The following is a 24,105-nucleotide window of genomic DNA, read 5'->3' on the forward strand; positions in this document are numbered from 1 at the left end:
CCGCGATGATATAAATAAAATTGGAAAGGATTTAAACGTGTGATGATGAAAAAACGATTACTTCTGTCGGGGTGTGGATTGGCAGGCTTGATGCTGTTTTCCGGCTGTGGAACGTCGACGGATGCACCGGGGCGGAAAACGTTCAAACAGGCCGAAGTTCCGGCAGTCTATACTGAACCGAGACTACGTGCCGAGTATTTGGCGATGCATTATTGGGATCATTTCGATTTTGCCGATACGGCATTTGTGGGTAGTGCGGCAAAGATCACCGAACAGGCGATCGTCGATTTCCTTTCCGTTTTCCCATATGCTTCGTATCAGATTTCCTGTGACGGAATCAAACGTTTGCTCGATCAGGCACAGAAAAATCGTGCGATGTACGCTTTTTTTACGTCGAAGATGGAACAATTTCTTTTCTATCCTAACTCATCCATGCGAAACGAAGAATATTTCATCCCCGTACTTGAGCACATGGTTGCATCAGACAGTTTGGATACGTATCGCAAAGCGCGTCCTCGGGCGATGCTGGCACAAGTGCAGAAAAACCGTCCCGGCATGCAGGCTGCCGATATTCGTTATACGACCGGGAAGGGCTCTCAGGGATCGCTTTACGACTTGAAGACCGATTTTGTGCTTGTCTTTTTTTATGGCCTTGATTGGGAAAATGCGCGTGAGGTAAGTCGGATGATTGACGCTTCGCAGCCGGTGAAGCAGATGATTGCGCAGAAAAAACTTACGGTTCTTTCCATATACCTCGATATGGCTGAAGAGCAGTGGAAGGAGCATCTGCCTCAGATGCCTGAAACGTGGATACACGGGTATGATAAGAACCTTGATATCCTGCAACGACAAACGTATGTGTTGCGTGTTCTTCCGGCACTTTATTTGCTTGATAAAGAGCATAAGGTTGTCATGAAGGAGGTTGCCTTTCCGTATATCGAATTGTATCTGAACAGTATTCTCAATCCTCCGGCACAACAGGAAATGCAAACCCCTCAATCATAAACAGAATGAAAAAAAGTCCAATATATACCGGTGGCGGTGATAAAGGAACGACCTCGCTCGTAGGAGGCGTACGCGTCCCAAAGACCCATCCCCGTCTTGAAGCTTACGGCACGATCGACGAACTGAATTCCCAAATAGGACTGTTGATTGCCGAAACGGACGATCAGGAAACGGCTGACTTGCTCCGCTTTGTCCAACACAAACTCTTTACCGTGGGTTCCTATTTGGCAACCGATATGACACAGACGGACCTGCGTATCGAAAGCAATGTGACTCCCGAGAGTATCCGTCGTCTTGAAGAAGCGATTGATCGTTACGATACGCAGCTACCGCGTATGCGCGGATTTGTTTTGCCCGGAGGAAACCGCACATCGGCTTTGGCGCATGTGTGTCGTACCGTGTGTCGCCGTGCCGAACGACGCATTTACCGTCTCACCGAATCGACAACCGTCGAAGAACCTGTGCTGATTTTTATGAATCGACTCTCCGACCTTCTGTTTGTCATCGGCCGAAATGAGTGTGTCCGTAAAAATAATGACGAAATTCTTTGGGATAGCGCTTGCAGCTAACAAATAAACATTTATTTTTGCCGAAAATTTCAGCCCATTTTTGGGATGGCTTTAAAGGTAAATAACTGTAAAATAAGGTTTTTATGTATTGGACATTAGAATTGGCATCCAAATTGGAAGATGCACCTTGGCCTGCAACCAAAGACGAACTGATTGATTACGCTCAACGTTCCGGTGCTCCGCTTGAAGTGATTGAAAATTTGCAAGAGATGGAAGATGAAGGCGAAATATATGAGAGTATAGAAGATCTCTGGCCGGATTATCCCAGTAAGGAAGACTTCTTTTTTAATGAAGAAGAATACTGAAAAATGAAAGAGTTGCGGGCAGTGCTTGCAGCTCTTTTTTATTTCATACACAATTTTACAAGTTTTTCAGAGTTATACATATCTATAGATGTAACTCTTTCGAATGACGATCAAACGATTCTGGACGTTTTTCCTCCTTTTAAGCATGGGGGTAGCTTCTGCTTGGGCGCAGGTTGACGCATCGCTGAACCATTATTTTATGGCGATGGGGGCATATAACCCTGCCTCGGTCGGAATGAAGAACGAGCTCGGAATAACGGCGCTCTACCGGCTGCAATGGCTTGGACTCGACAGAGGAATGCCGCAGTCGGCTTTTGTTGCCGCCGATATGCCATTCACGTTCGGAAAAACACGGCATGGGGTAGGAGTGATGTTTTTTAGCGACGACAAAAGTACGTTATATAAAGATGTGTACACTTCGCTTCAATATGCATATAAACATAAGTTGGGTAAAGGAGTATTGAGTATCGGACTTCAAGGTGGAATGATCAGCAAGTCGTATTTAGGTTCTAAGGCAGAACCTCTTCCCGAAGGAATTGATGGAAGCACAGACCATTCGCCCGAAGATGACGCCTTGCCCAAATCCGACATCGATGCGAAGGGATTGGATATAGCCTTAGGGTTACTCTACTCGACAGACAAATATTATGTCGGTATTGCTTCCACGCATCTGCTTGCTCAAGAGATGGAGCTGGATGAAAATTTTACGCTGAAAGTTAATCGGGGATACAATTTAACAGCCGGGTACAATATTAAACTGAAAAATCCGTTGATTGAGTTACAGCCTTCTGTATTTATGCAAACGGACTTGCAGATGTACATGGGCGATGTGACCGTAAGAGCGGTTTACAAGACAATGTTTAACGGAGGATTGGGTGTGCGGATCGGAGATAGTTATCAAGGTGTCCGGATGAATGGCATCCTTTATTTGGGGGCGAATATCGGTAAATTCCGTGTAAGCTATGCCTATGAATATCCGTTTTCTGCTTTGTCGAAGGTGAGTACGGGTAGCCATGAGGCCATGGCAACATATCGGCTGACTCTGAACAAACCTAAAGGTGGAAGGAACAGACATAAGAGTATCAGAATATTGTAAGATAAGAACAGACAATAGACAATCAGGAAGATGATGAAGAAATTAGCATTCATATCGATCGCCATGATGTTACTGACGACCTCGTGCGGGAAATTGCTTTCCGGCGACGGCGGCGAATTGGTTGGCGTCAAGATGGCTTCGTTCAACGAGCCGAATCCTTATGGGATGGTCTTGATTAAAAGAGGTTCCTTCGAGATGGGACCATCGGATAAGGATAGTCTCTGGGGCTTCGATGCCGAAACGAAAGGAGTATCGTTCGAAGCATTCTGGATGGATGAGACGGAAATTACGAATGCGAAATACCGACAGTTCGTTTATTGGGTGCGTGACTCGATCATTCGGACCCGTCTGGCGGACCCGGCATACGGAGGCAACGAGCTGTTTATGATTACGGAAGACAAATACGGTGAACCGGTCACTCCGCATCTCGACTGGACGCGTCCGATTCCATGGAAACGCGCCAATGAAGATGAACAGCGGGCTATCGAAAGTGTCTTTTATACTCATCCTGTGACGGGTGAACGCGGGCTCGACGGGCGACAGATGAATTATAAATACGAATGGTTCGACTATACCGCTGCCGCTTTGCGCCGTAACCGTCTCGATCCGGCCGAGCGCGAACGTAATACCGATATCCAGCCGGATCCCAATGCCGTCGTGATGATTTCGAAAGATACGGCCTACCTTGATACGGATGGGCGTCCTGTTAATCAGACGATCACACGTCCGTTAAGCAGTCTGTTTGATTTCCTGCATACCTATATTATCAATATCTATCCGGATGAAACGAGCTGGGTGAACGATTTCAAAAACGCCTACAACGAGCCGTACCTGAAAATGTATTTCACGCATCCGGGTTACGATGATTATCCGGTGGTCGGTGTTTCGTGGGAACAGGCCAATGCTTTTTGCGTATGGCGAACCGAATATTACAAGAAATCGGTCAGCTTGCCTCCCGGACAAGTCATCGAATCGTTTCGCCTGCCTACCGAGGGCGAATGGGAATATGCTGCTCGCGCCGGCAAAAACGAAAACAAATATCCGTGGTCGACGAATGAACTCCAGAACGGAAAAGGCTGCTTCATGGCCAACTTCAAACCGGGAGATGGGAACTATACGGAAGACGGTCACTTGATCACATCACGTGTGGCCACCTTCGCCCCGAATGAGTTCGGACTGTATGACATGGCCGGTAACGTGGCCGAATGGACTTCGTCGGTCTATACCGAATCGGGACAGAACCAGACGAGCGACCTTAATCCCGACCTCCATTATAACGCGGCCAAAGAAGACCCGTATGCAATGAAAAAGAAAGTGGTGCGGGGCGGCTCGTGGAAGGATGTCGCCCAGTTTATCCGTTCCGACCGGCGTACCTTCGAATATCAGAACGAAACACGCTCCTACATCGGCTTCCGCTGTGTGCGTACGCAAATCGGATTCTCCAACGCGAAAGGGAAAAACAAAAAGAAATAAACTCCAACGACAACAATACATCAGAAAAAATTATGGGAAAATATAGAAGGTATAAGAACCGGATCGAAATGTTTCTTTCGTCCGAGAACGGAAAACGGACGCTGAATTTCGTGTATAGCTGGGGAGCTTCGATTGTGATCATCGGAGCCTTGTTTAAGATTCTGCACTTGCAATACGGCAACGAGATACTCACGGTGGCAATGATTACGGAAGCGATTGTGTTCTTTGTGTCCGGCTTCGATCGTCCCACCAATGAATATCATTGGGAAGAAGTCTTTCCGGTCTTGAAATCGAAGAATCCGCTGGATCGTCCCGATTTCAGCACCGGAGGTGCCGGGAACGGGGAAGGACAAGTGATTATCGGAGGCAGCGGAGGACATTGGGGAGGCGGAACCATTGTGCTGGGTGATTTGTCGGGAGCTCAATCCGGTGGCGGTACGCTGACGGGCAATGCCCGTGCCGCTGCTCAGAATGCCGAACTCGGTATGGCGGCGATGGGGCTGAATGTATCGGAAGAAGACACGAAGAACCTGGCCGACAGCATCCGGAAGCTGGGCGATGCGGCCGAGCAGATTTCCCGTATGGCCGACCTGACGGATGCGACGAAGACCTATATTGAACAGATATCGAGTGTTACAGCCAATCTGGAACGTTTCAATGTCGTGACCAACTCGTTGAGCGAAGTCTCCGACTCGCTCGTACATTCGTGCGAGATGATTGCCGGATCGAAGAATGAACATTCGGAGAAACAGACCGTCGGATATGTTCAGCAGATGGAGCAGTTGAATCAGAGTCTTTCGGGCTTGAATGAGTTCTATTCCGTGCATTTAAGTGGCCTGCGCTCGCAGATGGATACGATCCAGCAGATCAATGCAGGATTGAGCCGTATCCGCGATATGTACGACAATTCCGTGATGGACAGCACGGCTTTCCGCAATGAGAACGAACGGATGGCGCAGCTGTTGGCACAGCTGAATCAGGTTTACGGACGTCTGCTGCAAGCCATGACGGTCAATATGCCGGGGGGAGGAACGATGTATCCGCCTCAGCAGCCTCCGTATCAGGGCGGGTATCCGCCGCAAGGCTATGCGCAGCAACCTCCTTATCCCAACCCGCGATAAGCAATGAAAGGTGGATATGAACAACGATGAACTATTGATAAGAATGATTAAATGGCAGGAATAGCAAATAATCCCAATTCACCGCGTCAGAAAATGATCAACCTGATGTATTTGGTGTTCATCGCCATGATGGCATTAAATTACTCATCGGAGGTACTGAACGGATTTGATTTGGTGGAAAGAGGACTGCGTGAATCCGCTACGATTGCCTCTGTACGGAACAAAAAAGCGTTGGAGACCATGGAGGCTGCCAATGCAGTGAATCCTGCGAAAGTGGGAGAATGGTACCGTAAGGCGATCGATGTCAAACAACAATCGGACGAACTGGTCGACTACTTACAGAACCTTAAGATCAGGATCGTACAGGAAGCCGACGGAAAAGAGGGCGATGTCAATGAGATTGAAAATAAAGAAAATATGGATGCCTCGTCGGAAGTCATGACCGCACCGATTGTCGGAGAAGGGAAAAAGTTGAGAGAGCGCTTGGAAACGTATCGTTCAAAGGTGGTCACTTTAGTCGACGATCCCGATTTGCGCAATATGTTACAACGCGTTCTGAGCACGAAGGTGCCGTCTAAGACGGGAGTAGAGCTTCGCTCGTGGGAGTCGATTATGTTTGAAAATATCCCTGTGGCGGCTGCCGTTACGATCTTGACGAAATATCAAAATGATATCCGTTATGTAGAAGGCGAAGTATTGGCAGACATCACAAAAAGTGTCGATGTGGGCGATTACCGTGTGAACAAGATCGTGGCGCAGGTCGTCCCCAAGAGTCAGATCGTGATGAGCGGAACTCCTTATCAGGCAAATATCGTACTGTCAGCCATCGATTCAACCCAGCGTCCTCAACTCTTTATCGGCCCTAAAGGCAGTGAAAAAGAGGTGAGCGATTACGAAGGCATCTATACGGTCGGTACGGGTTCTACCGGAACATTCCCTGTTCAGGGCTATCTGAAAGTGCCGGGCAAAGATCCGTACTACTTTAACAGTGAATATTCCGTATCGGCTAAAAGTGCGACGGTGGCCTCGGCGCTGATGCGTGTGCTGTATGCCGGACGTGTGCGCGAGAACGAGATCGATATTGCCGTGCCCGGCGTGGCCAGCGGCGATGTGACAGCCACCATGACGAACGGGCAGATCCGTACGGAAAACGGAAAAAGATATGCCGTTCCGAACATGAATGCCAAGGAAGTCGTGATTTCCGTAACGGCTCGTATCGGAGGCGTGCAGACCAAGATCGGCGATTATCCGTTCAAGGTGCGTCAACTGCCCAAGGCGCAACCGTACATCTTGTATACGGATGCCAACGGGGTGACGAAGAAGTTTACCGGAGGCCGTATATCGAAACGTGCCCTCGTGGAAGCAACGGGTATCATGTCGGCTATTGACGACGGAATCCTCGACATCGAATGCCGGGTGAAGAATTTTACGTTGACGTATTCCGATTCGATGGGGAACTCGCTGATAGAGGTGTCGCAAAACAACTCGTTTACCGATCGGCAAAAGAGCTATATCCGCAACCTGCAACGCGGAAAACAGTTTTATATCAAATCGGTTTCCGTTACTCCCGAAGGAGTGGAGCAAGACCCGGTCGTTTTCGATGTAATCATTCAATAAATTGTAGAGCATAACAAGTAAAGATAAGAGATGAAACGGATTGTTTTTTTTACGGTTGTAATAAGTATGCTGACGGCCTTTTCGGGCGTCATGCTGCAAGCGCAGGATACGGGCAATACGCGCCGTACACCTCAGATGAGCCGGGGGGGCGATCGTAACCGGCAAAACCGGGACGAGAGTGGTTTGCCCGAACTTACTGTACGTGCACAGCATCTTAACGAGCAACTGACGCAGAACATCGGCAACGCACGGTGGATGCGTGTGATATACCGCGAGCTGAACATGCTCGAAGAGAAAAATGCACCCCTCTATTATCCGGTGAATCCGAGGAACGGTTCGATGAATCTCTTCTCTTCCATATTTCAGTTAGTGAGCGAGGGAAAACTCAAAGCGTATGAATATATAGACGGTTACGAAGCGTTTGATGAGGATCATCTCGTCGATTTTAAATCGGTGCTCGACCGTTTCACCATCATGTATGAAACAGTACCGGAGCGTGACGGGAGGCAGCGTTTCGTGATCAACGAAAGCGACGTTCCTTCGGGCGAAGTCAAGGCCTTCTACGTAAAAGAAGCATGGTATTTCGATCAGAACAATTCCCTGTATGATGTGAAAACATTAGCCATCAGTCCGATTATCTTCTACGAAGGCGATATGGGTACGGAGCGTTCGCCTATGTTCTGGGTCGTTTACGAAGATGTCCGCCCTTACGTATCGAATACATATATCATGACGTCGAACACGAACAATGCAAAAACGTTTACGATCGACGATTATTTTCGTCGCCGTATGTTCGACGGCAAGATTATCAAGACCGAGAACCTGCTTAATATTCCGTTGCAGGCCTATTGTCCTACTCCCGACTCGCTGGAGCGCGAGCAAAAGAAAATTGAAGGCGAGCTGGTTGCTTTCAACAAAGCGTTATGGTTTCAACCCGATACGACCGCACAGGCAAAGGCGGCAACTTCCGGTAAGAAAAAAGCAGGAAAAGCCGGACGCCGGTCGTCCGTAAAGGAGAAAGCGACCAACGAGAAGGAAAAAGAGACGAAAAAGACAAAAGCACCAAAGCAAAAGGAGGCCAAAGCGCCTAAGACGAAAGCAGAAAAGCCGGCTGCAACACGTAGCGTAAGGCGAAGAAGATAAAGGGACGGCTTGTTTATACATCGCCGTTATCGGTTTGTCAGTATGAGCCGCTGAGCACCAGCAGTGCTTCGGGCCCCATGTTGAACAGCAGGTCTACCATGCTCAGGTCGGGCAGGAAACCGTGTCTTTCACGGAACACCTGATAGTAGGGCTGGGGATGAAAAGAGGGATCATCGTGCGGATGGCGCGGATGGAAGGCATTCCGAAAATCGTTTGGGATGTCGGGCTCATACGTTCCGGTATGTATTATTTGTGGCCGCAGGTCAATCAGGTCGCAAATGAGGTGTTGCAAAGCCTCGTTATAATCTATCAGAAAAGTATATTTTTTCTCGTAAAACGGCGCGAAATCATCGGCATAATATTCGAAGAAAGGACTCATGTTGTAGGCCGAGACTAATGCGTTCCAGTGCAGATGACGCCAGTTTCCATGGTCGGAGATACGGATATCGCGTGTTAGAATTTTCGGTGCCGGAGATTTTTCGACGGGTACGGTCAGCTCCTGTATGCCGTTGGCCGTAGCGATCCGGCAGCGGTTGCGGAAGCTCTGTTTCCGGTAGTTCTCGCAGGTTTCGAGCTGTACGGTATCGAAGGCATGCAGTTTGCAATAGTAGCTGACAGGCGCCAGATAGGCGGTGGAAAGGCAGACGATACTCATCGCTTACTCGATACGTTTAAACAGCTTCTTCCGGTCGTTGCCGTACCAGCGAAACCATACGTTACCCTCGATCCGGGTTTCCGGAATCAGCCCGAAGTGTCGCGAATCGACCGCCTCATCCTCATTATCCGAAAGCATCCAGTAGTAGTTTTTCCGGAAAAACAGGTAACGTGTATGCCTGCCGTCTACATAGAGTTTTCCGTCGCGGATCGACGCCCGGTTGCCGTATTCTGTGAGGATAGCTTCACGACAGATGAGCAGGGAGGTCGAATCGATTCGGTAAAGGCTGTCTTTGGCCGGGATCACAAACCTGTGGCGACGACGTTCGCCGGGAAGCCATTCGATCTGCAGCAACCGGGGGAGTTTATCGCGGAGCAATACTTCTTCGCGACTTGTCAGGCGAAAAGTCAGGCTTAACGAATCTTCTCCGGCGCTACGGTAGGGGATGTTCAGGCCGCGCATCAGTTCCATCAGCGGTTCCTTGATGTCTCTGCGGATGCGAAACATATTTTCGGTTGTCGGGAGCTTCGGATACAGACGTCCGGCGATGCGGCAGCCTTCTTCGTCGATGATGACGGTATCGCCCGGCATCCCCACACAACGGCTTAGGAAGAGCGGCGCTTGACAGCCCTGCGTCCGGTGGCCTTTGAACAGGACAATCCGGCCCCGTCCGGGATTCGAGGCGCTGCGGATTTTGTTCACGAACACCCGATCGCCCTCCTGTAGCACGTCGCTCATCGAACGGGTCGAGATGCTATACGAACCGATGCAGAAGAGATGCAGCCCCAACGCGATCAGGGCGGCGATCACCAAGCCTGTCAAGTATCGTATCAGCCGACGTGTCATTGTCTCACCATACAGCGTTTTGATCAGTCGGAGCGTACCGTGCGGAACATCCGACTCCAGCGAATGCCGCCATTGAAGAGGCTCCGGTCTTTGTCGAGCGAGAGCCAGATGAGGATCGGCCTCCCGACGATATGATCTTCGGGCACGAAACCCCACGAACGACTGTCGGCACTGTTGTGTCGATTGTCGCCCATCATCCAGTAGTAGTCGTACTTGAAGGTATAGGTCGTAGCCGGCTGTCCGTTAATGAATACCTGCCCGCCCCGTACTTCCAGTTTATTCTCCTCATAACTGCCGATGCACCGGCTGTAGAGCGCTAAATTACGTTCGTTCAGTTCGATGGTTGCGCCCTTCTTTGGGATCCAGATGGGACCGTAATTGTCGCGTGTCCATCCCGTGCGGTAACCGACCGGATACGTTGAGCCTCCTAATTGCTCGGGTTCTACTTTAATCTGCTTCACCGACCGGATTTTCTTCATCATCTCCAGCGCTTCCTGTGTCAACGGCAGGCGATAGATCGGGTTGTATCGTCCGTCGACGGATGTGAAGCCGACGAACGGCAGATATTCGTAGTAGAATTTTTCCTCGTCCGATGTAGGGACGGAAACGAACTTGCGGTCGCTCTTATTGATGTCCATTTTGCGAAACTGCTCTTCGGTGAGCATCGCTCCGTCGGTCTCGACAAAGTAGCAGAGCTGCATCCGTGCCGGGTCTTTCTGTTTTTCTCCGTTAATGTACAGTGCATTGTTACGGATCGCGAGTGAGTCACCCGGCATCCCGACGCAACGCTTTACGTAATTTTCCCGTTTATCTACGGGGCGATAAAGAATGTCGCCGTAATAGTCTTTATTCGTGTGCACCGCTTCCCGTCCAACCTCGTTCACTAACCAGTAATAGTCGGGGTTCTGACACTTGAGCGCCACCGTATCGCCGGTAGGGAAATTAAATACGACAATATCGTTGCGTTTCACCTGTCCGAAGCCTTTTACACGCTTATAACCCCATCGCGGCCAGTCAAGGTACGACTTGCAGTTCAGTATCGGGAAAGTGTTCTGCACGAGGGGGAACGATATCGGAGTGTTCGGCACCCGCGGTCCATAGCTTAGCTTGCTGACGAACAGGTAATCGCCTACTAATAACGTTTTCTCGAGCGAGGGAGTCGGGATCTGGTAATTCTGAAAGACGAACAGATTGATCAGGTAGACAGCTACGAGTGCGAACACAATATCGTCGATCCATTCAAGCGTTTGGCGTATTCTCTTATTCTTCGAGCGTTTCCATGCGCCCCATGGGATGAATTTCGTGAGGAAGATATCGACTAGTATGATCAGACCGAAGAGCATCCATAAGTTTTCCATCCAGATACAAAACAGGGTATAGAGCGTTGCCCAGATACCGAAACTGATCCATTGGCGTGTTGCAATTTTTTTCATTGTGTATATTATTTTTTCATTGTTCAACAGGAGAAATATGAAGCAGATCATTCATTCCGAGGAAGCCTGTTTTCCCTACGGTGAACTCTGCCGCAAGCACGGCGCCCAACGCCAGACCGGCACGACTTTTTGCGCTGTGGCAAATGCGGATGAAGTCCGTTTCCGAGTCGTACTCCACCTCGTGGATGCCCGGCACTTCGCCTTCGCGGACGGACAGCACGGCCAATTCTTCGGGATGTTCGGCCTTGCCCGATACGCGGCGCGTCTTTCGGTCGATGGCCTTGAGGATATCGTCGGCCAGCGTAATAGCCGTTCCGCTCGGAGCATCTAACTTATGGATGTGATGCGTCTCGGTGATCTGCACATCGTAATCGGTGAAGCGGTTCATCAGTTTTGCCAGATAAGCATTTACGGCAAAAAACAAGTTCATGCCGATGCTGAAGTTCGACGCATAGAAGAACGTTCGTCCTTCGTTGCGACAGATCGCTTTGACTTCGTCGAGCCGGTCGAGCCATCCGGTTGTCCCGCTGACAACGGGCACACCGGCCGCAAAGCACTGCATGTAATTATCGAATGCAGTGTCCGGTCTTGTAAATTCAATGGCCACGTCGGCGCTCCGAAAAGCTTCCGAGCGGAAAGCGTCACGATGGTCGACATCGATAATCGAAACGATCTCATGTCCCCGTTTCAAGGCCGCCTCTTCGACGGCTTTCCCCATTTTCCCGTAGCCTATCAATGCTATTTTCATCTGCTTAGTTCTTCTGACTGATGATCGTTACCGTAAACTTTTTTCTCATAAAGGTGCAAATATAAGGATTTTGTATTATATTTGGGCAAAGTTTCCCAAAACTATTGCAAAATGAAGGAACGAGTCTTACAATACCTCTGGAAATACCGGCTTTACGACGATGCCGATCTGCGTACCACAACCGGTGATCCGGTAACAGTCATTGATCCGGGCTTGACGAACACGGACGCGGGAGCGGATTTCTTCAACGCCAAGTTACGCATCGCCGGAACGGTCTGGGCCGGCGACATCGAGATTCACAGTAAGGCATCGGACTGGATACGGCACGGGCACGACCGGAATCCTGCATACGATTCGGTGATCCTGCACGTGGTCGGAGAAGACGACGCGTCCGTGTGTCGCAGTAACGGAGAAGTGCTGCCACAGTTAGTGTTGCATGTACCCGGAAAGGTACGGCAGAGCATCGACTGGTTGCTGTCGCGCGAGGGAGCGGTAGCGTGTGCCACACGGATTCATGAAGTCAGCCCGCCCTTCCTGTCAGAATGGATGAACGCGTTGCTGGGCGAGCGCCTGGAGCGGAAGACGGAAGACATCTTCAAGCGGCTGAAGCAAACGAAATATGACTGGAACGAAGTCTTTTATCTTACGCTGACCCGCAATTTCGGCTTCGGAACAAATAGCGATGCATTCGAGTGGTTGGCTGTGAGTTTGCCGTTTAAATATATCCGGAAACATCGGAACAACAGCATGCAGGTTGAAGCGCTGCTCTTTGGTCAGGCCGGACTGCTCACCGCCGAGAAAGATGACGCATATTACGAAGCGCTTCGACTTGAATATGCGTTTCTGCAAAAGAAATACGGATTGAAACCGGTGGACGGTTTTCTGTTCAAAAGGCTGCGCACGCGTCCGGTCAATTTCCCGCATCTGCGATTGGCGCAGCTGGCTTCCGTTTGGACACATAACGATACGCTTTTTTCCGAAATACTCGAAAACCCGTCGGTAGAGAAATTGCAACAGTGTTTCAATGTTCCTCCGTCGACCTATTGGGATACGCATTATCATTTTGATTTCCCCTCGCCGGCGCGTAAAAAACCGATCGGTCTGCGTGCGGCCTGTATGGTGATGATTAATACCGTGGTTCCCATTTTCTTTGCCTACGGTAAGCAGAAGCAACAACCGGAGTATGGCGAGCAGGCGCTGCGTCTGCTCGAACAGATACCTCCTGAACGCAATAGCATCGTTAAAGCCTTTACCGATGCCGGAGTGCCGGTCAAGAATGCCTGCGATTCTCAGGCGCTGATTCAGCTGCGGCGTGAATATTGCGACAAGCGGAAATGTCTCTACTGTCGCATCGGTTTCCGGCTGATCAAGAGCGCTGCAAAATAAATTTCATTCCTGCCTGCATTTACGTTATCTTTGCGGCTGCAAAAAAAGAAAGAACAGAGAAGACGGTAATGCTCGAAAACAGAGGAAAGAAGATGTTGTATCGGATCGGACGCATGATGCAAGGGGCAGGGGCCTGCTGTGCATTGCTTTCGTGTGCTAACATGGCCTCGCCCAACGGAGGACCGTATGACGAACAACCTCCGAAGTTCGTGAGCAGTACGCCCGCACCCTATCAGACGGGCTACAAGGGCAAGCGGATCGAAATTCTGTTCGACGAACTGATTCAGATCGAGAAACCTTCCGAAAATGTGATCATCACCCCTCCGCAAAAAGAGCTGCCAAGCATACAGGTGATGGGCAAAAAAATTCGCGTTGAGCTGAAAGATACGCTGAAGCCCAATATGACGTACACGATCGACTTTACCAACTCCGTGTCAGACAATAACGAAAAAAACGTGTTCGAAAATTTCAGCTTCGCTTTTTCGACAGGTGAAACGATCGACTCGTTAGAGATTTCAGGCACGCTGCTTAATGCCGCCAACCTCGAACCGATGCCCGGTATCATGGTCGGGCTGCATGCCAATCCGGCTGACTCCGCTTTTACGACCCTGCCTTTCCTGAGAACCTCAAAAACAAACGATCGCGGACGGTTTACCATCCGCAACATCGCCGAAGGGACGTATCGCCTCTATGCCCTGAACGACGCCAACCGCGATTACCTGTTCGATCAGCCCGGCGAAGATATTGCATTCCTCGACTCGCTCGTGACACCGACTTTCGAACCGGCCCTTCGTCAGGATACGGTCTGGAAAGATTCCGTTACCGTCGATACGATTCGTACAGTTGAGTACACACGCTTTCTGCCGGACAATGTTGTCCTGTTCCTTTTCAAAGAGAAGTTCCGCCGCCAATATATGCTTCGCCCCGAGCGTCCGCAGGCCAACCGCTTTGTGCTCAAATTCAATGCTCCGGCCGACTCGTTGCCGCGCGTCACGCTGCTTGACCGGCCGACTCGCGATCCGTGGTTCCTGATGCAGCCGGCCGAAGGAAACACAGTCCTGCACTACTGGATCACGGACTCGATGGTCTGGAAACGCGACACGCTGCATCTGCAGGTCGACTACCTGAAAAGCGACTCGACGAACATGCTGCGTCCGCAGACGGATACCATCCATCTCACGCTTCGTAAGCAGCGCGTGCCGAAGAAACCGAAAAAAGGGGAGGCCGAGCCCAAAGTCTTCCTGACGTTTCAAACCAAGGCCTCCGGTACGATTGAGATATACGATACCGTTTCGTTCGTATTCAACGAACCGGTTCTCGACCTGAAGCGCGAAGCCCTCCTTCTCGAACAGCAAAACGATACGCTCTGGACGCCTGTTGACTTCATGCTGCTGCAAGACAGTGTCGATCTGCTGAAATATCACGTCCGGCATCCGTGGAAATACGGGGCGAATTATCGTATCACCATCGATTCGGCACGGTTACAAAGCCTCTACGGGCATCATAACAATACCTGCGAGACCTCGTTTCAGATCCGGAAAAAGGAGGAGTACGGGCATCTATATCTCAATATCGAAGGAGTCGCCGAGCCGGCTTTCGTGGAGCTGCTCAATGCGAACGACGAGCCCGTGCGGAAAGGTCGGGTCAAAGACGGAGGCGTGCTGTTCTCGAACCTGCTGCCCGAGAAATATTATGCGCGATTGATTGTCGATACGAACGAAAACGGAGTATGGGATACCGGCAACTATGCCGGAAAACGGCAGCCCGAAACGGTGTATTATTCACCGAAAATCTATATGATGCGGGCAAACTGGGAGATTGAGGAAACGTGGAATGTAACCGATACGCCCATTACTCGACAGAAACTGCCGGAAATTACGAAAAACAAGCCGAAAGATGTTACGCGAAAAAAACGTGATTACAAAGAAGAAGGCCGGTCGTCCGGACGCTCGTCGGGCGGTGCCATCGGACTGCCGTTCTAAGTATGTCCGCATCGTGCTTGTGGTGAGCTGCGCGCTCCTGTTTGCCTTGCATACAAGAGCGCAATGCCTTCCCTCGACTCTGCCAATCAATCATGGTGAGACGGTGAACTACGACATTTATTTTAAATGGGGATTGCTCATGTCACGCGCCGGCGAAGCTTCACTCTCGTTCGGCAAGGCCACCTATCAGGGGCAGAGCGCGTCGCGCTATCGGTTGCTTTTCCGTACGGTCAAGCTCTTCGAATCCGTCTACCGGATGCGTGATACGATGGATTGCTATTATGCCCCAGACTATTCCCTGCTGTTCAGTTCGAAGCATACGCACGAAAATCATTACCATCTGATGGACGAACTGACTTTCTCGTATCCGGACCGGCGTACCTCAATACGCTCGCACCGCTACACACCGACTGAAACGAAAATCGATACCACCCTTATCGTTCGGTCGGGTTGCACGTTCGACATGCTGGGCGCCACCTTCTTCCTGCGAACGCTCGACCGGAAGAAGCTCAAAACCGGAGATGCATTCCCGATGACGGTGGCCATCGGCAAAGACTTGGTGAAAATCAGCTGCCGCTATCAGGGGCAGGCTGTCGTTGAACGCGGAAACATCAAATACCGGACACTTCATTTCTCGGTCGACATTTACGATAAAGCTTTCACACAAACCAAGGCTGCTGCCGAACTGTGGATCGGCGATGATGATAACTTTATTCCTGTCAAAATACGTTCGAAGCTGAAAATCGGTTATGCCGAAGTACATTACAGAAATGCGTCCGGGCTGAAAGCACCCCTCCATTGTCGCATAGAAACAAAGCGGTAAAAAAAGATATCTTCAAAAAAATGTTTGTATAGTATGTAAAAAAAAATCCGTACCTTTGTTGTTGAACCAAAAGGAATGATGTATGTCGCACTTCATTAACCCGTTTACGGACTACGGATTCAAAAAAATATTCGGTCAGGAGGTAAGCAAAGAACTGTTAATAGATTTTCTCAACAGTCTTCTTCTTGGAGAACGAGTGATTAAAGACCTGACCTTTCTCAACAACGAACGCTTGCCCGGAGACGAGGATATGCGTGCGATTATTTATGATGTGTACTGTACGACCGACAGCGGAGAACAGATTATTGTGGAGATGCAGAACCGCACGCAAAGCAATTTCAAGGAGCGTGCGCTCTACTACGTGGCTCGTGCATTGTCGGAGCAGGGGCAAAGGGGAAGAGGCTGGCAGTATTCGGTAAAGGCCGTCTACGGTATCTTTTTTATGAATTTTACATTTGAAGGGGAAGAGGCTAAATTCCGTACGGATGTGATCCTGTCAGACAGGGATACCGGCAAGATGTTTTGCGATAAAATGCGGCAGATATTTATCACGATGCCTTTGTTCGATAAGGATGAGCGCTCGTGTACGACAGATTTTGAACGTTGGATTTTTGTATTAAAGCATATGGAAACACTGAACCGAATGCCATTCAAGGCACGAAAGATGCTCTTCGAACGTCTCGAGGAGTTGTGTGACGTAGAGAATCTTCCGGCAAAAGAGCGTCACATGTATGAGCGCAGTCTGGATATATACCGGACCAATCTTGCCATAGAAAGTTATGCCAAAGAGCAGCAGGAAAAAGCATGGGAAACAGGGCTTGCTCAGGGGCTTGCTCAGGGGCTTGCTCAAGGGCACGCTCAAGGGCACGCTCAAGGACATGCGGAAGGACTTGCCCAAGGGCACACTCAGGGGCACGCGGAAGGGATTCTTGAAACGGCTCGAAAAATGAAAGTGTCCGGCGTCTCCATGGAGATTATAAAAGCCTGTACCGGGCTGTCGTACGAAGAGATAGAACAGTTATAGGTTATTACAAAGAGCCCCCTTGGGGAGAGGAGTTGTGTGTTTTTTATAAAAAACACCAAAAAAGATTTGCATTGTAAAAAGAATCCTTTTATCTTTGCCACGTTGTTTAGTATGATTCGCTTAACTGGTGATAAGCAAAATGGAAACGAAGTACGGCAGATATAAAATCCAATTGACGTATATTACATATGTACGCGAAGAAGCAGACAGGCTCTCCGCGTACCGTAGGTCTCCGTACCTATGCACATCCGAAGGAGAAAAAAAACGTGAAACAATATAACCTTGTAAAATGGTAAAAAAGATTTATTCATTAAAAACAAATACGTATGAAAAGAAAAATAACAATTTTAGGACTTACTTGCATGGCAATAATGCTCGCAGGAAGGGGTACCATGTGGGGACAATGGCTCTACCCCCAAAGAGTAAATAATGCCTTCGGGGCTGGTGAATCATCGTATATCACACCGGGCAATCATGCGGAGCAAAAGGCAAAAAACCCATGGGATATAAAAGCATTAATAGGTACTGAATTTTCATGGGTTACTGATCATATGGGGACTACACCGTCTCCGTATCCCGGATTCTCCACCGGCATGTATGAGCATGCACTTCGTGTCCCGCCTGCCGATATTGTATTAGGTGACACGGCGATAAATACGGTTATCAAAGCTTATACCGGTAATGGGTATGCATTAGGATGGATTTCGGTACTGAACAGAGTAACAAAGTATAATAATGGTCAGCCAGATGGATGCCCTGCAATTCCTGGCGGTAATTGTGATCAATTTGGCGACACAGATCCTGTATATGAAAATAATACGATTTCAGGATCATACACTGAACCGACAACGTTTTGTGGTGATGCAACCGGATCGATTTATGAATTTTCATTCAATAAATTCAATATAGATAACTTTGGTGCTCCCGTTTGGGTGCCTGGTACCTCTGCCGGAAGTGATGGTCAGTGGGGTTGGAAGGCACCTTGTGGTTGGGCGCTTTTTCAGGCCAAACCTGGTGCTACACCGTTTGCATTCGAAATAAATACGCATATTCGTCTTCGGCAATGGGGGAGTGAGCCGGGGCTTCCTTGGGATGATACAAAAATAACGGCATATGCAGAGCCATCGTCTGTTCCTTACGGATTATATACATCGACTGTGAACGGATATTATGAGAAAGAATGGAGTGCGGGTCATTATCATGCAACTGAGGCTACTAAGGTTAAATTTCCTATGGACGATGGGATTCCACTGGTTCAATTCAGCGGTTTGGACATGACAGACGGTGCGGCTTTGCATAACCAGCCTACATACCGATTGAAATCGGATGCAGCTCATCCCACAGGTACGGTTGACCCTGACGCTACGACGCCTGCTCAATGGGGAGAGGTATCGACAACGCAAAATACCGTGTATCTATCCAATTACCGTCGTCCTACGACGATTATCATTCAAGGTGGCATGAGTGGGACTACTCATACATTTGATCGGCTGCTTTATAAAGATATCAAATGGAAATACGATATTGATACAGTTAAGGCTACACCTCAATTTAAACAAAAACTATCTCAATGTTGTTCCGGATCATGTAGCGCATATGAATTTAGGGTCGATTGGAAAGCCGAGACTGTCTACGGAGCTACCTTAGTCGATGGTGCGATTGCTTTGCAGCCGAACGCATGGGTATGTGTGGAAAACGATGTGACGGATGCCACAGCAACACCGGCTACGGAACATACCACAGCTAGTGCTCCGGACAATAAGACGGATGCCATCTTGGTGGTTCCGAATATAACGGGTCGTTTTACACTTCGTGTGAAAGGAGATATCAACAACATCAATATGGCTCAAGATTCTACCGGTAGAGCGAATCCGTTTTATACGCAAGCTACATTCCCAAAACATGCGGATAATATTTACCTGTATCAAGATGCCAATCATCCTCATCCGTTTGCTTCCGCATTCGGCGGATTAGGCGAGTTTGCCCATACGGGTATCACAAAATATTCCATACCTGCACCGACAAATAAGGCAGAAGCTTCGGTCTTCGGCGTATACGGAAATTATAACTGGATAGCAAATAATGCTAAAATCCACACGGATACGGCAAGCACTTCCGGTTTCAAAGGAAACGTACCGGGTGTGATTGAAGTAGGTCCGAATACAGTGGGTAAGAAATATTACAATGTATATTCGGGCGGTATCTTGAAGAACTTCGAGAGCTGTACGGATATTCAAAATTTCATAATGAGTTTCGGGCTTAATCATGGCGATGCTCCCCACTTTGCGCTTACGGAAAAACAGCCTCTGAATATCTTGAATTATGGAAATAATGCAAGTAATTTGTGCGACGCCGACATCCATTTCTATGGAGGTTCTACCGATTCGTTGAAAAATGCCTTTGCGCATGCGACGGGTGATGGAGCTATGCGTATCCAGGCTCTTAGCGACGTGGAATTAAGAGCTGATGCTGCGATTGATGCAGGTTTAAGGGGGAATAATCTGTATATGCTATCTGATGGTGGAAATGTGGTAACACAAACATTCAGCTATAAGGCGGAACATCAAACAGACACAGCACGCGGATTGCTTACGCTTTGGGCGGAAGATCGTCAACCCGGGCTTTTTGGAGGCTGTGCCAATGACTGGGCAACGAACCGCAACTCGAGCCGTGGAAATGTTTATATTAACGATAGTATAAAGGTTGAGCGTCCTGCGACTTCGGCTCAGGGAGGTTTCCATACGGAAACGAATATGATTGCGGCCAATAATATCCGGACAGCTTCGTTCAAGTTCGAATCGGAAAACCTGGATCATGATACGACGAATATCATTTCGCGCAAAGGCGATGTCTGGTTAGGCTATTCGATCGGCGCACCGGTGTATGATGCAACGGGGACTAAGATAGCGAATACGTATAAGTTCAGCGATAATACGTTTACTTACAAAGTGAATAAACCGACAAACGCAGGTGTGCTGAATATCAAGGCCGGATGGGATGAAACGGACAACGGCAAACGCTGGGAAGGCGGAAATATCTATTTCACATCGATCAAAACTGAAATGACCGGTTCGGGCGCCTATCCGACGAATATTACAATTCCGTTCTCGAACGAATATTATTGTGGAAGCAACGATCCGGTAACCGGTAATCTCCATGAACGTAGAGGCGAAGAAATGCAACGTTACGAGCATGCGGGCATCATCGGCGGGGTAGGCCGTTGCGGCAGGGAGCAGGCTTGGAGTGAATACGAAGGAAAGTTCACCAATTCGATCGCGGTAAATATGGCCGATCAGGTTACGGCGCCGGCGTTAAACTACCAAGGCAATAACGGCGACCTGACGGTCGATGCGGGCCAACGCGGTAATATCATCATGAATACCGGAACGGAAATGAATTTCCAGAACGACAATGGAAGCGCATTCTTCCGCACACGCTTCGGCGATATCGACCTTCGCGGAAAAACGAACATACGGGGGCTGAAGGGCAACCTGCTGCTTCTTGCACAAACGGAAGACCTTGGCGACCTCTCGAAGGTAGGCTTCTGTGGCTGTACCGAAGAACGTAATAACGTCTATGTACAGGATATGGCTTATACGCCGAACGACAGCGGGAGCATCTTTATCGCAGCAGACAATAACATCAAACTGAACTACGGCGGTCTGCAGAACAAAGGTACACGCCACGATCCGTTCCTGAGCACGGACTTCAATCCGCTCAATCCGGACGAAAAGATCGGAACGCCTTATCCTTGCAACAATGGAGGCTACCATTGCGATATGGTAGACGATGAAAATAAGGCACGTGTACTTATGCTGAACTTCTCCGATACCACGGGAGGGATGGGTCCCTCTTTCAGGAAAGGCGGTTTCGCCGCCGTAGCCTCCGACTATATCGATGTATATAAGAAGATGGTATATATAGGCGGTCAGGGTGCAGGGATCGGCTCCGTACCCGGTACGGGAACGCTGCACGGCGAGAGCGTAGCCGGCTACGGGTTGTATATGAAGACTCAGGGCAATAAGAACAACTGGAATACGAATATCTTCAAGGATATCCCCAAATGTCCGAAAGGTTGTGCGGCTGATTGTGATGCAGGGGATTACCTGCATATGGTATCGCGTATGACGTTCCATAGCGATGCACGTATCTATGCGCATGATCAGAAAGTCTATCTGGGCTCTCCGGTGATCGAGGTGTTTGGCGACTTGGAACTCAATATGAAAGAGAAGGAAGGTTCTCGCACGGAGATCGTTGTCCAGGCCGACAGTCTGATCCTGCACGACAGCCTGATTGTGAGTGGAGACAAGCTGAAATACCGTTCGTGGAGCGGCATCAATGGCGACAAACCTATCCTGAAGCTCGGTTACAGCCGTCGTACCCCTCCGATGGTTGAATACAAATATAAAGATACCGAATGTGCACCGTGCCATAGCTACATTCCGGGCAGTAAAGACCCGCTGCATATGCTTGATACGATCACAGTCAAGTTCAAATATGGCGATGCGTTTGTAGAACGGTTCAATACGATGGTCTTCGATCATACGGTGTTGACTTTCGTGACCGACTCGTTCGATCATGTACAGGGCCCTCCGATTCTGCATGCCCGCTATTTTGTCGACACCCTCAGAGTACGTAATCAAGTAGCCCTTTATGCAGATAAGAAGCACGAGCTCGATGCACACTTCGAGCTGATTTCGGAAGAGCAGATGTCGTCGAAGAAGTATGCCGGGGTGTATACCCGTCATTACCATATGGAGCCGATCGGCGCCTGCGGACGCAATTATAGCGAGCTCTGGCTTTCGGACGATCTGGCGCTCGACGTGATCACGACCTCTACCTTCGGAGGATTCGGATACCAGCATTCCGATGTGCATGTAGAGAACATGGCTCATCTGAATCCGGGCTTTACCTCATTGCGTCTGCGCGGACAGTGCTACGAGCAGAAGTGCGGTACGCTCAAGATGAAAGACCTTCGTCTCGACGGCGGCGCACAGCTTCATTTCTCGGTAGGTACGACGAAAGGTTGGAATGGTGAATACAGCGATGCCATCAATGTAGAGAGACTGACAACCTACGGCACGATAGACGTGAACATCGAAATCCGTCCGTGCGAAAGAATGCAGAACCGTTGCTATCCGATCATCTATTATCAATCGGTTACGCCGGGTAGCTTGAACAACTTGAAGTTGGTACCGAGTAACATCAAGATCGACGGTGAGATAGTACCTCTTACTCTCGATGTATCGCAAGAAGGTGTGGTTTACCTGTGCGTCGGCAATGCTGTTCTTCCGAAGATAAATTATTCCGTAACCATACCTTCGGTAACGGGTGTAACGACAACTCCTCCGGCCGGCATCGCGTACACGCCTGCACGCTCGAACTTCGAGTTTAAGGCGAAGTATTCGTTCGAAAAACCGTTCGTGGTACGTACAGACCGTAAGATTGACGGGAAGACGGAAGAAATACTGGAAGGCAAGAAGAATGCCAACGGTGAATACGAATATGTGATTCCTCAGGTGACACAGCATATCGTGTTGAAGTTCGGTCCGGACCATGTAGCGAATATGTCGATCGAAGGTACGGCCGTATGGTCGCACGGCGAGACGATCTATATCCGCGTAGAGCGTAAAGATATCGCGAGCATCTACTCGGTAGCCGGCCAGTTAGTTCGGAGAATCGAACTGTCCGAAGGCGATACGTCCGTCCCGATGCAACGCGGTGTATATGTGGTGACACTCAAAGACGGCACGGTGCATAAGGTGATCGTGAAATAACGTTTTTTAGAGATCGCAAGTTTTATCGTTGGAAATCCCCTTGTGCGGCATGTCCGTACGGGGGATTTCCCTTTTATTTGCCTCCACACGGCATATCGGCATCGGGTGGGAAATCTCCGTTGCGGAATGTGGGTGGATGGGAAAAGTGATAAAATTAACTATCTTTGTCGTCCGGTCAGGAGAATCAATCCGTTTTTACATCTCCGGATTTCTGTTGAACGGGCAAACAGTATCAATAATTTAAATAGATCATTTTATGAAAAGAACAATGTTAGCGCTGCTGTCGCTTTGTTTTGTATGGACAGCTATGGCGCAGAGCGGGATTTATGACATCACCGTCAAGGATGCCGAAGGGAAAGAGGTCTTGCTGAAAGAGTACGAGGGTAAGACGCTGCTGATTGTAAATACGGCGACAGGGTGTGGTTTTACGCCTCAATACGAAGCCTTGGAAAAGCTTTATGAGCAATACAGGGAACAAGGCTTTGTTGTCCTCGACTTTCCCTGCAACCAGTTTGGCGAGCAGGCACCGGGTACGATAGAAGAGATTAAGGACTTCTGCACCCTGAAGTACGGAACGAAGTTTCCATTGTTTGAGAAAATCGAGGTGAACGGCGAGAACGAATCGCCGCTCTATACGTATCTGAAGAGCCAAAAAGGCTTCGAAGGTTTTACCGGTGAACGAGCCGATGCCATGAATGCCATGCTCAAGAAGAAAGACAAAGACTACGCAAGCAAGCCCGATATCAAATGGAACTTCACGAAGTTTCTGGTCGATAAGCAAGGGAACGTGGTGGCTCGCTTCGAGCCCACCGCCGGCATGGACGAGGTGGAGAAAGCTATCCGGGCTTTGTTGTAAACAGCTTGAACGTTTTTCCTAACACGCTCCGCATGGGGCTGAACTAATGCACCCCTGCGGGGCTGTTTTTAAATCGTCAATTGTCGGTTGTTAATGGCTATATAGCATTCATTTGTCAGCATTCTGCATTCATAATTCATAATCGTTCGTTAGCATTCAGCCTTTCCGAGGTTTGGTTATAAGGTGAGCCTGTGTCTCTCGTTTTTGTTTGACTTCATCACGATTACGATCTTGCTTACCCACATT

Annotated in this window: 18 protein-coding genes; 14 read left to right on the forward strand and 4 right to left on the reverse strand. The window is 49.2% G+C overall.

Features of this window, described 5'->3' with window-relative positions; genetic code table 11:
• Window positions 1-42 precede the first annotated feature (42 nt).
• The 8 genes from BFO_RS05710 to porN all read left to right on the forward strand — a co-directional run bounded on the left by BFO_RS05710 (window position 43) and on the right by porN (window position 8,329).
• A complete protein-coding gene (locus BFO_RS05710) occupies window positions 43-1,005 on the forward strand; it encodes a DUF5106 domain-containing protein (protein ID WP_014224687.1) in 963 nt (320 codons plus the stop codon).
• 5 nt (window positions 1,006-1,010) lie between these two features.
• Window positions 1,011-1,574 carry a cob(I)yrinic acid a,c-diamide adenosyltransferase gene (locus BFO_RS05715; RefSeq protein ID WP_014224688.1) on the forward strand — a complete coding sequence of 188 codons (564 nt, stop codon included), beginning with the start codon at window positions 1,011-1,013 and terminating at the stop codon, window positions 1,572-1,574.
• Between the two features lie 83 nt (window positions 1,575-1,657).
• Window positions 1,658-1,879, forward strand: a complete 222-nt coding sequence (locus BFO_RS05720; protein ID WP_014224689.1) for a DUF2795 domain-containing protein — start codon at window positions 1,658-1,660, stop codon at window positions 1,877-1,879.
• A 103-nt stretch (window positions 1,880-1,982) separates the two neighbouring features.
• Window positions 1,983-2,975 carry a PorP/SprF family type IX secretion system membrane protein gene (locus BFO_RS05725; RefSeq protein WP_014224690.1) on the forward strand — a complete coding sequence of 331 codons (993 nt, stop codon included), beginning with the start codon at window positions 1,983-1,985 and terminating at the stop codon, window positions 2,973-2,975.
• A 30-nt stretch (window positions 2,976-3,005) separates the two neighbouring features.
• A complete protein-coding gene (gene porK, locus BFO_RS05730; RefSeq protein WP_014224691.1) occupies window positions 3,006-4,448 on the forward strand; it encodes a T9SS ring complex lipoprotein PorK/GldK in 1,443 nt (480 codons plus the stop codon).
• Window positions 4,449-4,480: 32 nt separating this feature from the next.
• Window positions 4,481-5,569 carry a type IX secretion system motor protein PorL/GldL gene (gene porL, locus BFO_RS05735; protein WP_014224692.1) on the forward strand — a complete coding sequence of 363 codons (1,089 nt, stop codon included), beginning with the start codon at window positions 4,481-4,483 and terminating at the stop codon, window positions 5,567-5,569.
• A gap of 51 nt (window positions 5,570-5,620) precedes the next feature.
• Window positions 5,621-7,186 carry a type IX secretion system motor protein PorM/GldM gene (porM, locus tag BFO_RS05740; protein ID WP_014224693.1) on the forward strand — a complete coding sequence of 522 codons (1,566 nt, stop codon included), beginning with the start codon at window positions 5,621-5,623 and terminating at the stop codon, window positions 7,184-7,186.
• A 30-nt stretch (window positions 7,187-7,216) separates the two neighbouring features.
• Entirely contained in the window at window positions 7,217-8,329 is a 1,113-nt protein-coding gene (gene porN, locus BFO_RS05745) for a type IX secretion system ring subunit PorN/GldN (protein ID WP_014224694.1), read from the forward strand.
• 37 nt (window positions 8,330-8,366) lie between these two features.
• Here the strand turns inward: porN and BFO_RS05750 are convergent, their stop codons facing one another.
• Genes BFO_RS05750 through dapB form a run of 4 tightly spaced genes read right to left on the reverse strand, consistent with a single transcriptional unit; the run spans window position 8,367 to window position 12,011 of the window.
• The gene (locus tag BFO_RS05750) at window positions 8,367-8,984 is read right to left on the reverse strand and encodes a WbqC family protein (RefSeq protein WP_014224695.1); all 618 of its coding nucleotides are present in this window, start codon (window positions 8,982-8,984) and stop codon (window positions 8,367-8,369) included.
• A 3-nt stretch (window positions 8,985-8,987) separates the two neighbouring features.
• Window positions 8,988-9,830, reverse strand: a complete 843-nt coding sequence (lepB, locus tag BFO_RS05755; protein WP_014224696.1) for a signal peptidase I — start codon at window positions 9,828-9,830, stop codon at window positions 8,988-8,990.
• A gap of 23 nt (window positions 9,831-9,853) precedes the next feature.
• Window positions 9,854-11,263 (reverse strand): signal peptidase I, encoded by a 1,410-nt coding sequence (gene lepB, locus BFO_RS05760; RefSeq protein WP_014224697.1) that lies wholly within the window; start codon window positions 11,261-11,263, stop codon window positions 9,854-9,856.
• A gap of 16 nt (window positions 11,264-11,279) precedes the next feature.
• Window positions 11,280-12,011, reverse strand: a complete 732-nt coding sequence (dapB, locus tag BFO_RS05765) for a 4-hydroxy-tetrahydrodipicolinate reductase (RefSeq protein WP_014224698.1) — start codon at window positions 12,009-12,011, stop codon at window positions 11,280-11,282.
• A 111-nt stretch (window positions 12,012-12,122) separates the two neighbouring features.
• Here dapB and BFO_RS05770 point away from each other — a divergent pair, with 111 nt between their 5' ends.
• From BFO_RS05770 to BFO_RS05795, 6 genes are all read left to right on the forward strand, one after another.
• On the forward strand, window positions 12,123-13,397 hold the full coding sequence (locus BFO_RS05770) for a DUF2851 family protein (RefSeq protein WP_014224699.1): 1,275 nt from the start codon (window positions 12,123-12,125) through the stop codon (window positions 13,395-13,397).
• A gap of 68 nt (window positions 13,398-13,465) precedes the next feature.
• On the forward strand, window positions 13,466-15,379 hold the full coding sequence (locus BFO_RS05775; RefSeq protein ID WP_014224700.1) for an Ig-like domain-containing domain: 1,914 nt from the start codon (window positions 13,466-13,468) through the stop codon (window positions 15,377-15,379).
• Between the two features lie 103 nt (window positions 15,380-15,482).
• A complete protein-coding gene (locus BFO_RS05780) occupies window positions 15,483-16,202 on the forward strand; it encodes a DUF3108 domain-containing protein (protein WP_014224701.1) in 720 nt (239 codons plus the stop codon).
• 82 nt (window positions 16,203-16,284) lie between these two features.
• Window positions 16,285-17,226 carry an Rpn family recombination-promoting nuclease/putative transposase gene (locus BFO_RS05785; protein ID WP_014224702.1) on the forward strand — a complete coding sequence of 314 codons (942 nt, stop codon included), beginning with the start codon at window positions 16,285-16,287 and terminating at the stop codon, window positions 17,224-17,226.
• 326 nt (window positions 17,227-17,552) lie between these two features.
• Complete coding sequence (locus BFO_RS05790) at window positions 17,553-23,003, forward strand: T9SS type A sorting domain-containing protein (protein WP_014224704.1); 5,451 nt, start codon at window positions 17,553-17,555, stop codon at window positions 23,001-23,003.
• A gap of 256 nt (window positions 23,004-23,259) precedes the next feature.
• Complete coding sequence (locus BFO_RS05795; RefSeq protein WP_014224706.1) at window positions 23,260-23,859, forward strand: glutathione peroxidase; 600 nt, start codon at window positions 23,260-23,262, stop codon at window positions 23,857-23,859.
• Window positions 23,860-24,105: the final 246 nt, after the last annotated feature.

Source organism: Tannerella forsythia 92A2 (assembly GCF_000238215.1).
Classification (GTDB): Bacteria; Bacteroidota; Bacteroidia; order Bacteroidales; family Tannerellaceae; genus Tannerella; species Tannerella forsythia.

Bases quoted from the DNA above. Each gene is read 5' to 3' on its own strand.
- BFO_RS05725 (WP_014224690.1), top strand. From the start codon at position 1,983: ATGACGATCAAACGATTCTGGACGTTTTTCCTCCTTTTAAGCATGGGG.
- BFO_RS05775 (WP_014224700.1), top strand. From the start codon at position 13,466: ATGCTCGAAAACAGAGGAAAGAAGATGTTGTATCGGATCGGACGCATG.
- BFO_RS05795 (WP_014224706.1), top strand. From the start codon at position 23,260: ATGAAAAGAACAATGTTAGCGCTGCTGTCGCTTTGTTTTGTATGGACA.
- BFO_RS05785 (WP_014224702.1), top strand. From the start codon at position 16,285: ATGTCGCACTTCATTAACCCGTTTACGGACTACGGATTCAAAAAAATA.
- BFO_RS05720 (WP_014224689.1), top strand. From the start codon at position 1,658: ATGTATTGGACATTAGAATTGGCATCCAAATTGGAAGATGCACCTTGG.
- lepB (WP_014224697.1), bottom strand. From the start codon at position 11,263: ATGAAAAAAATTGCAACACGCCAATGGATCAGTTTCGGTATCTGGGCA.
- lepB (WP_014224696.1), bottom strand. From the start codon at position 9,830: ATGACACGTCGGCTGATACGATACTTGACAGGCTTGGTGATCGCCGCC.
- BFO_RS05715 (WP_014224688.1), top strand. From the start codon at position 1,011: ATGAAAAAAAGTCCAATATATACCGGTGGCGGTGATAAAGGAACGACC.
- BFO_RS05710 (WP_014224687.1), top strand. From the start codon at position 43: ATGATGAAAAAACGATTACTTCTGTCGGGGTGTGGATTGGCAGGCTTG.
- BFO_RS05770 (WP_014224699.1), top strand. From the start codon at position 12,123: ATGAAGGAACGAGTCTTACAATACCTCTGGAAATACCGGCTTTACGAC.
- BFO_RS05790 (WP_014224704.1), top strand. From the start codon at position 17,553: ATGAAAAGAAAAATAACAATTTTAGGACTTACTTGCATGGCAATAATG.
- porM (WP_014224693.1), top strand. From the start codon at position 5,621: ATGGCAGGAATAGCAAATAATCCCAATTCACCGCGTCAGAAAATGATC.
- BFO_RS05750 (WP_014224695.1), bottom strand. From the start codon at position 8,984: ATGAGTATCGTCTGCCTTTCCACCGCCTATCTGGCGCCTGTCAGCTAC.
- porK (WP_014224691.1), top strand. From the start codon at position 3,006: ATGATGAAGAAATTAGCATTCATATCGATCGCCATGATGTTACTGACG.
- porL (WP_014224692.1), top strand. From the start codon at position 4,481: ATGGGAAAATATAGAAGGTATAAGAACCGGATCGAAATGTTTCTTTCG.
- porN (WP_014224694.1), top strand. From the start codon at position 7,217: ATGAAACGGATTGTTTTTTTTACGGTTGTAATAAGTATGCTGACGGCC.
- dapB (WP_014224698.1), bottom strand. From the start codon at position 12,011: ATGAAAATAGCATTGATAGGCTACGGGAAAATGGGGAAAGCCGTCGAA.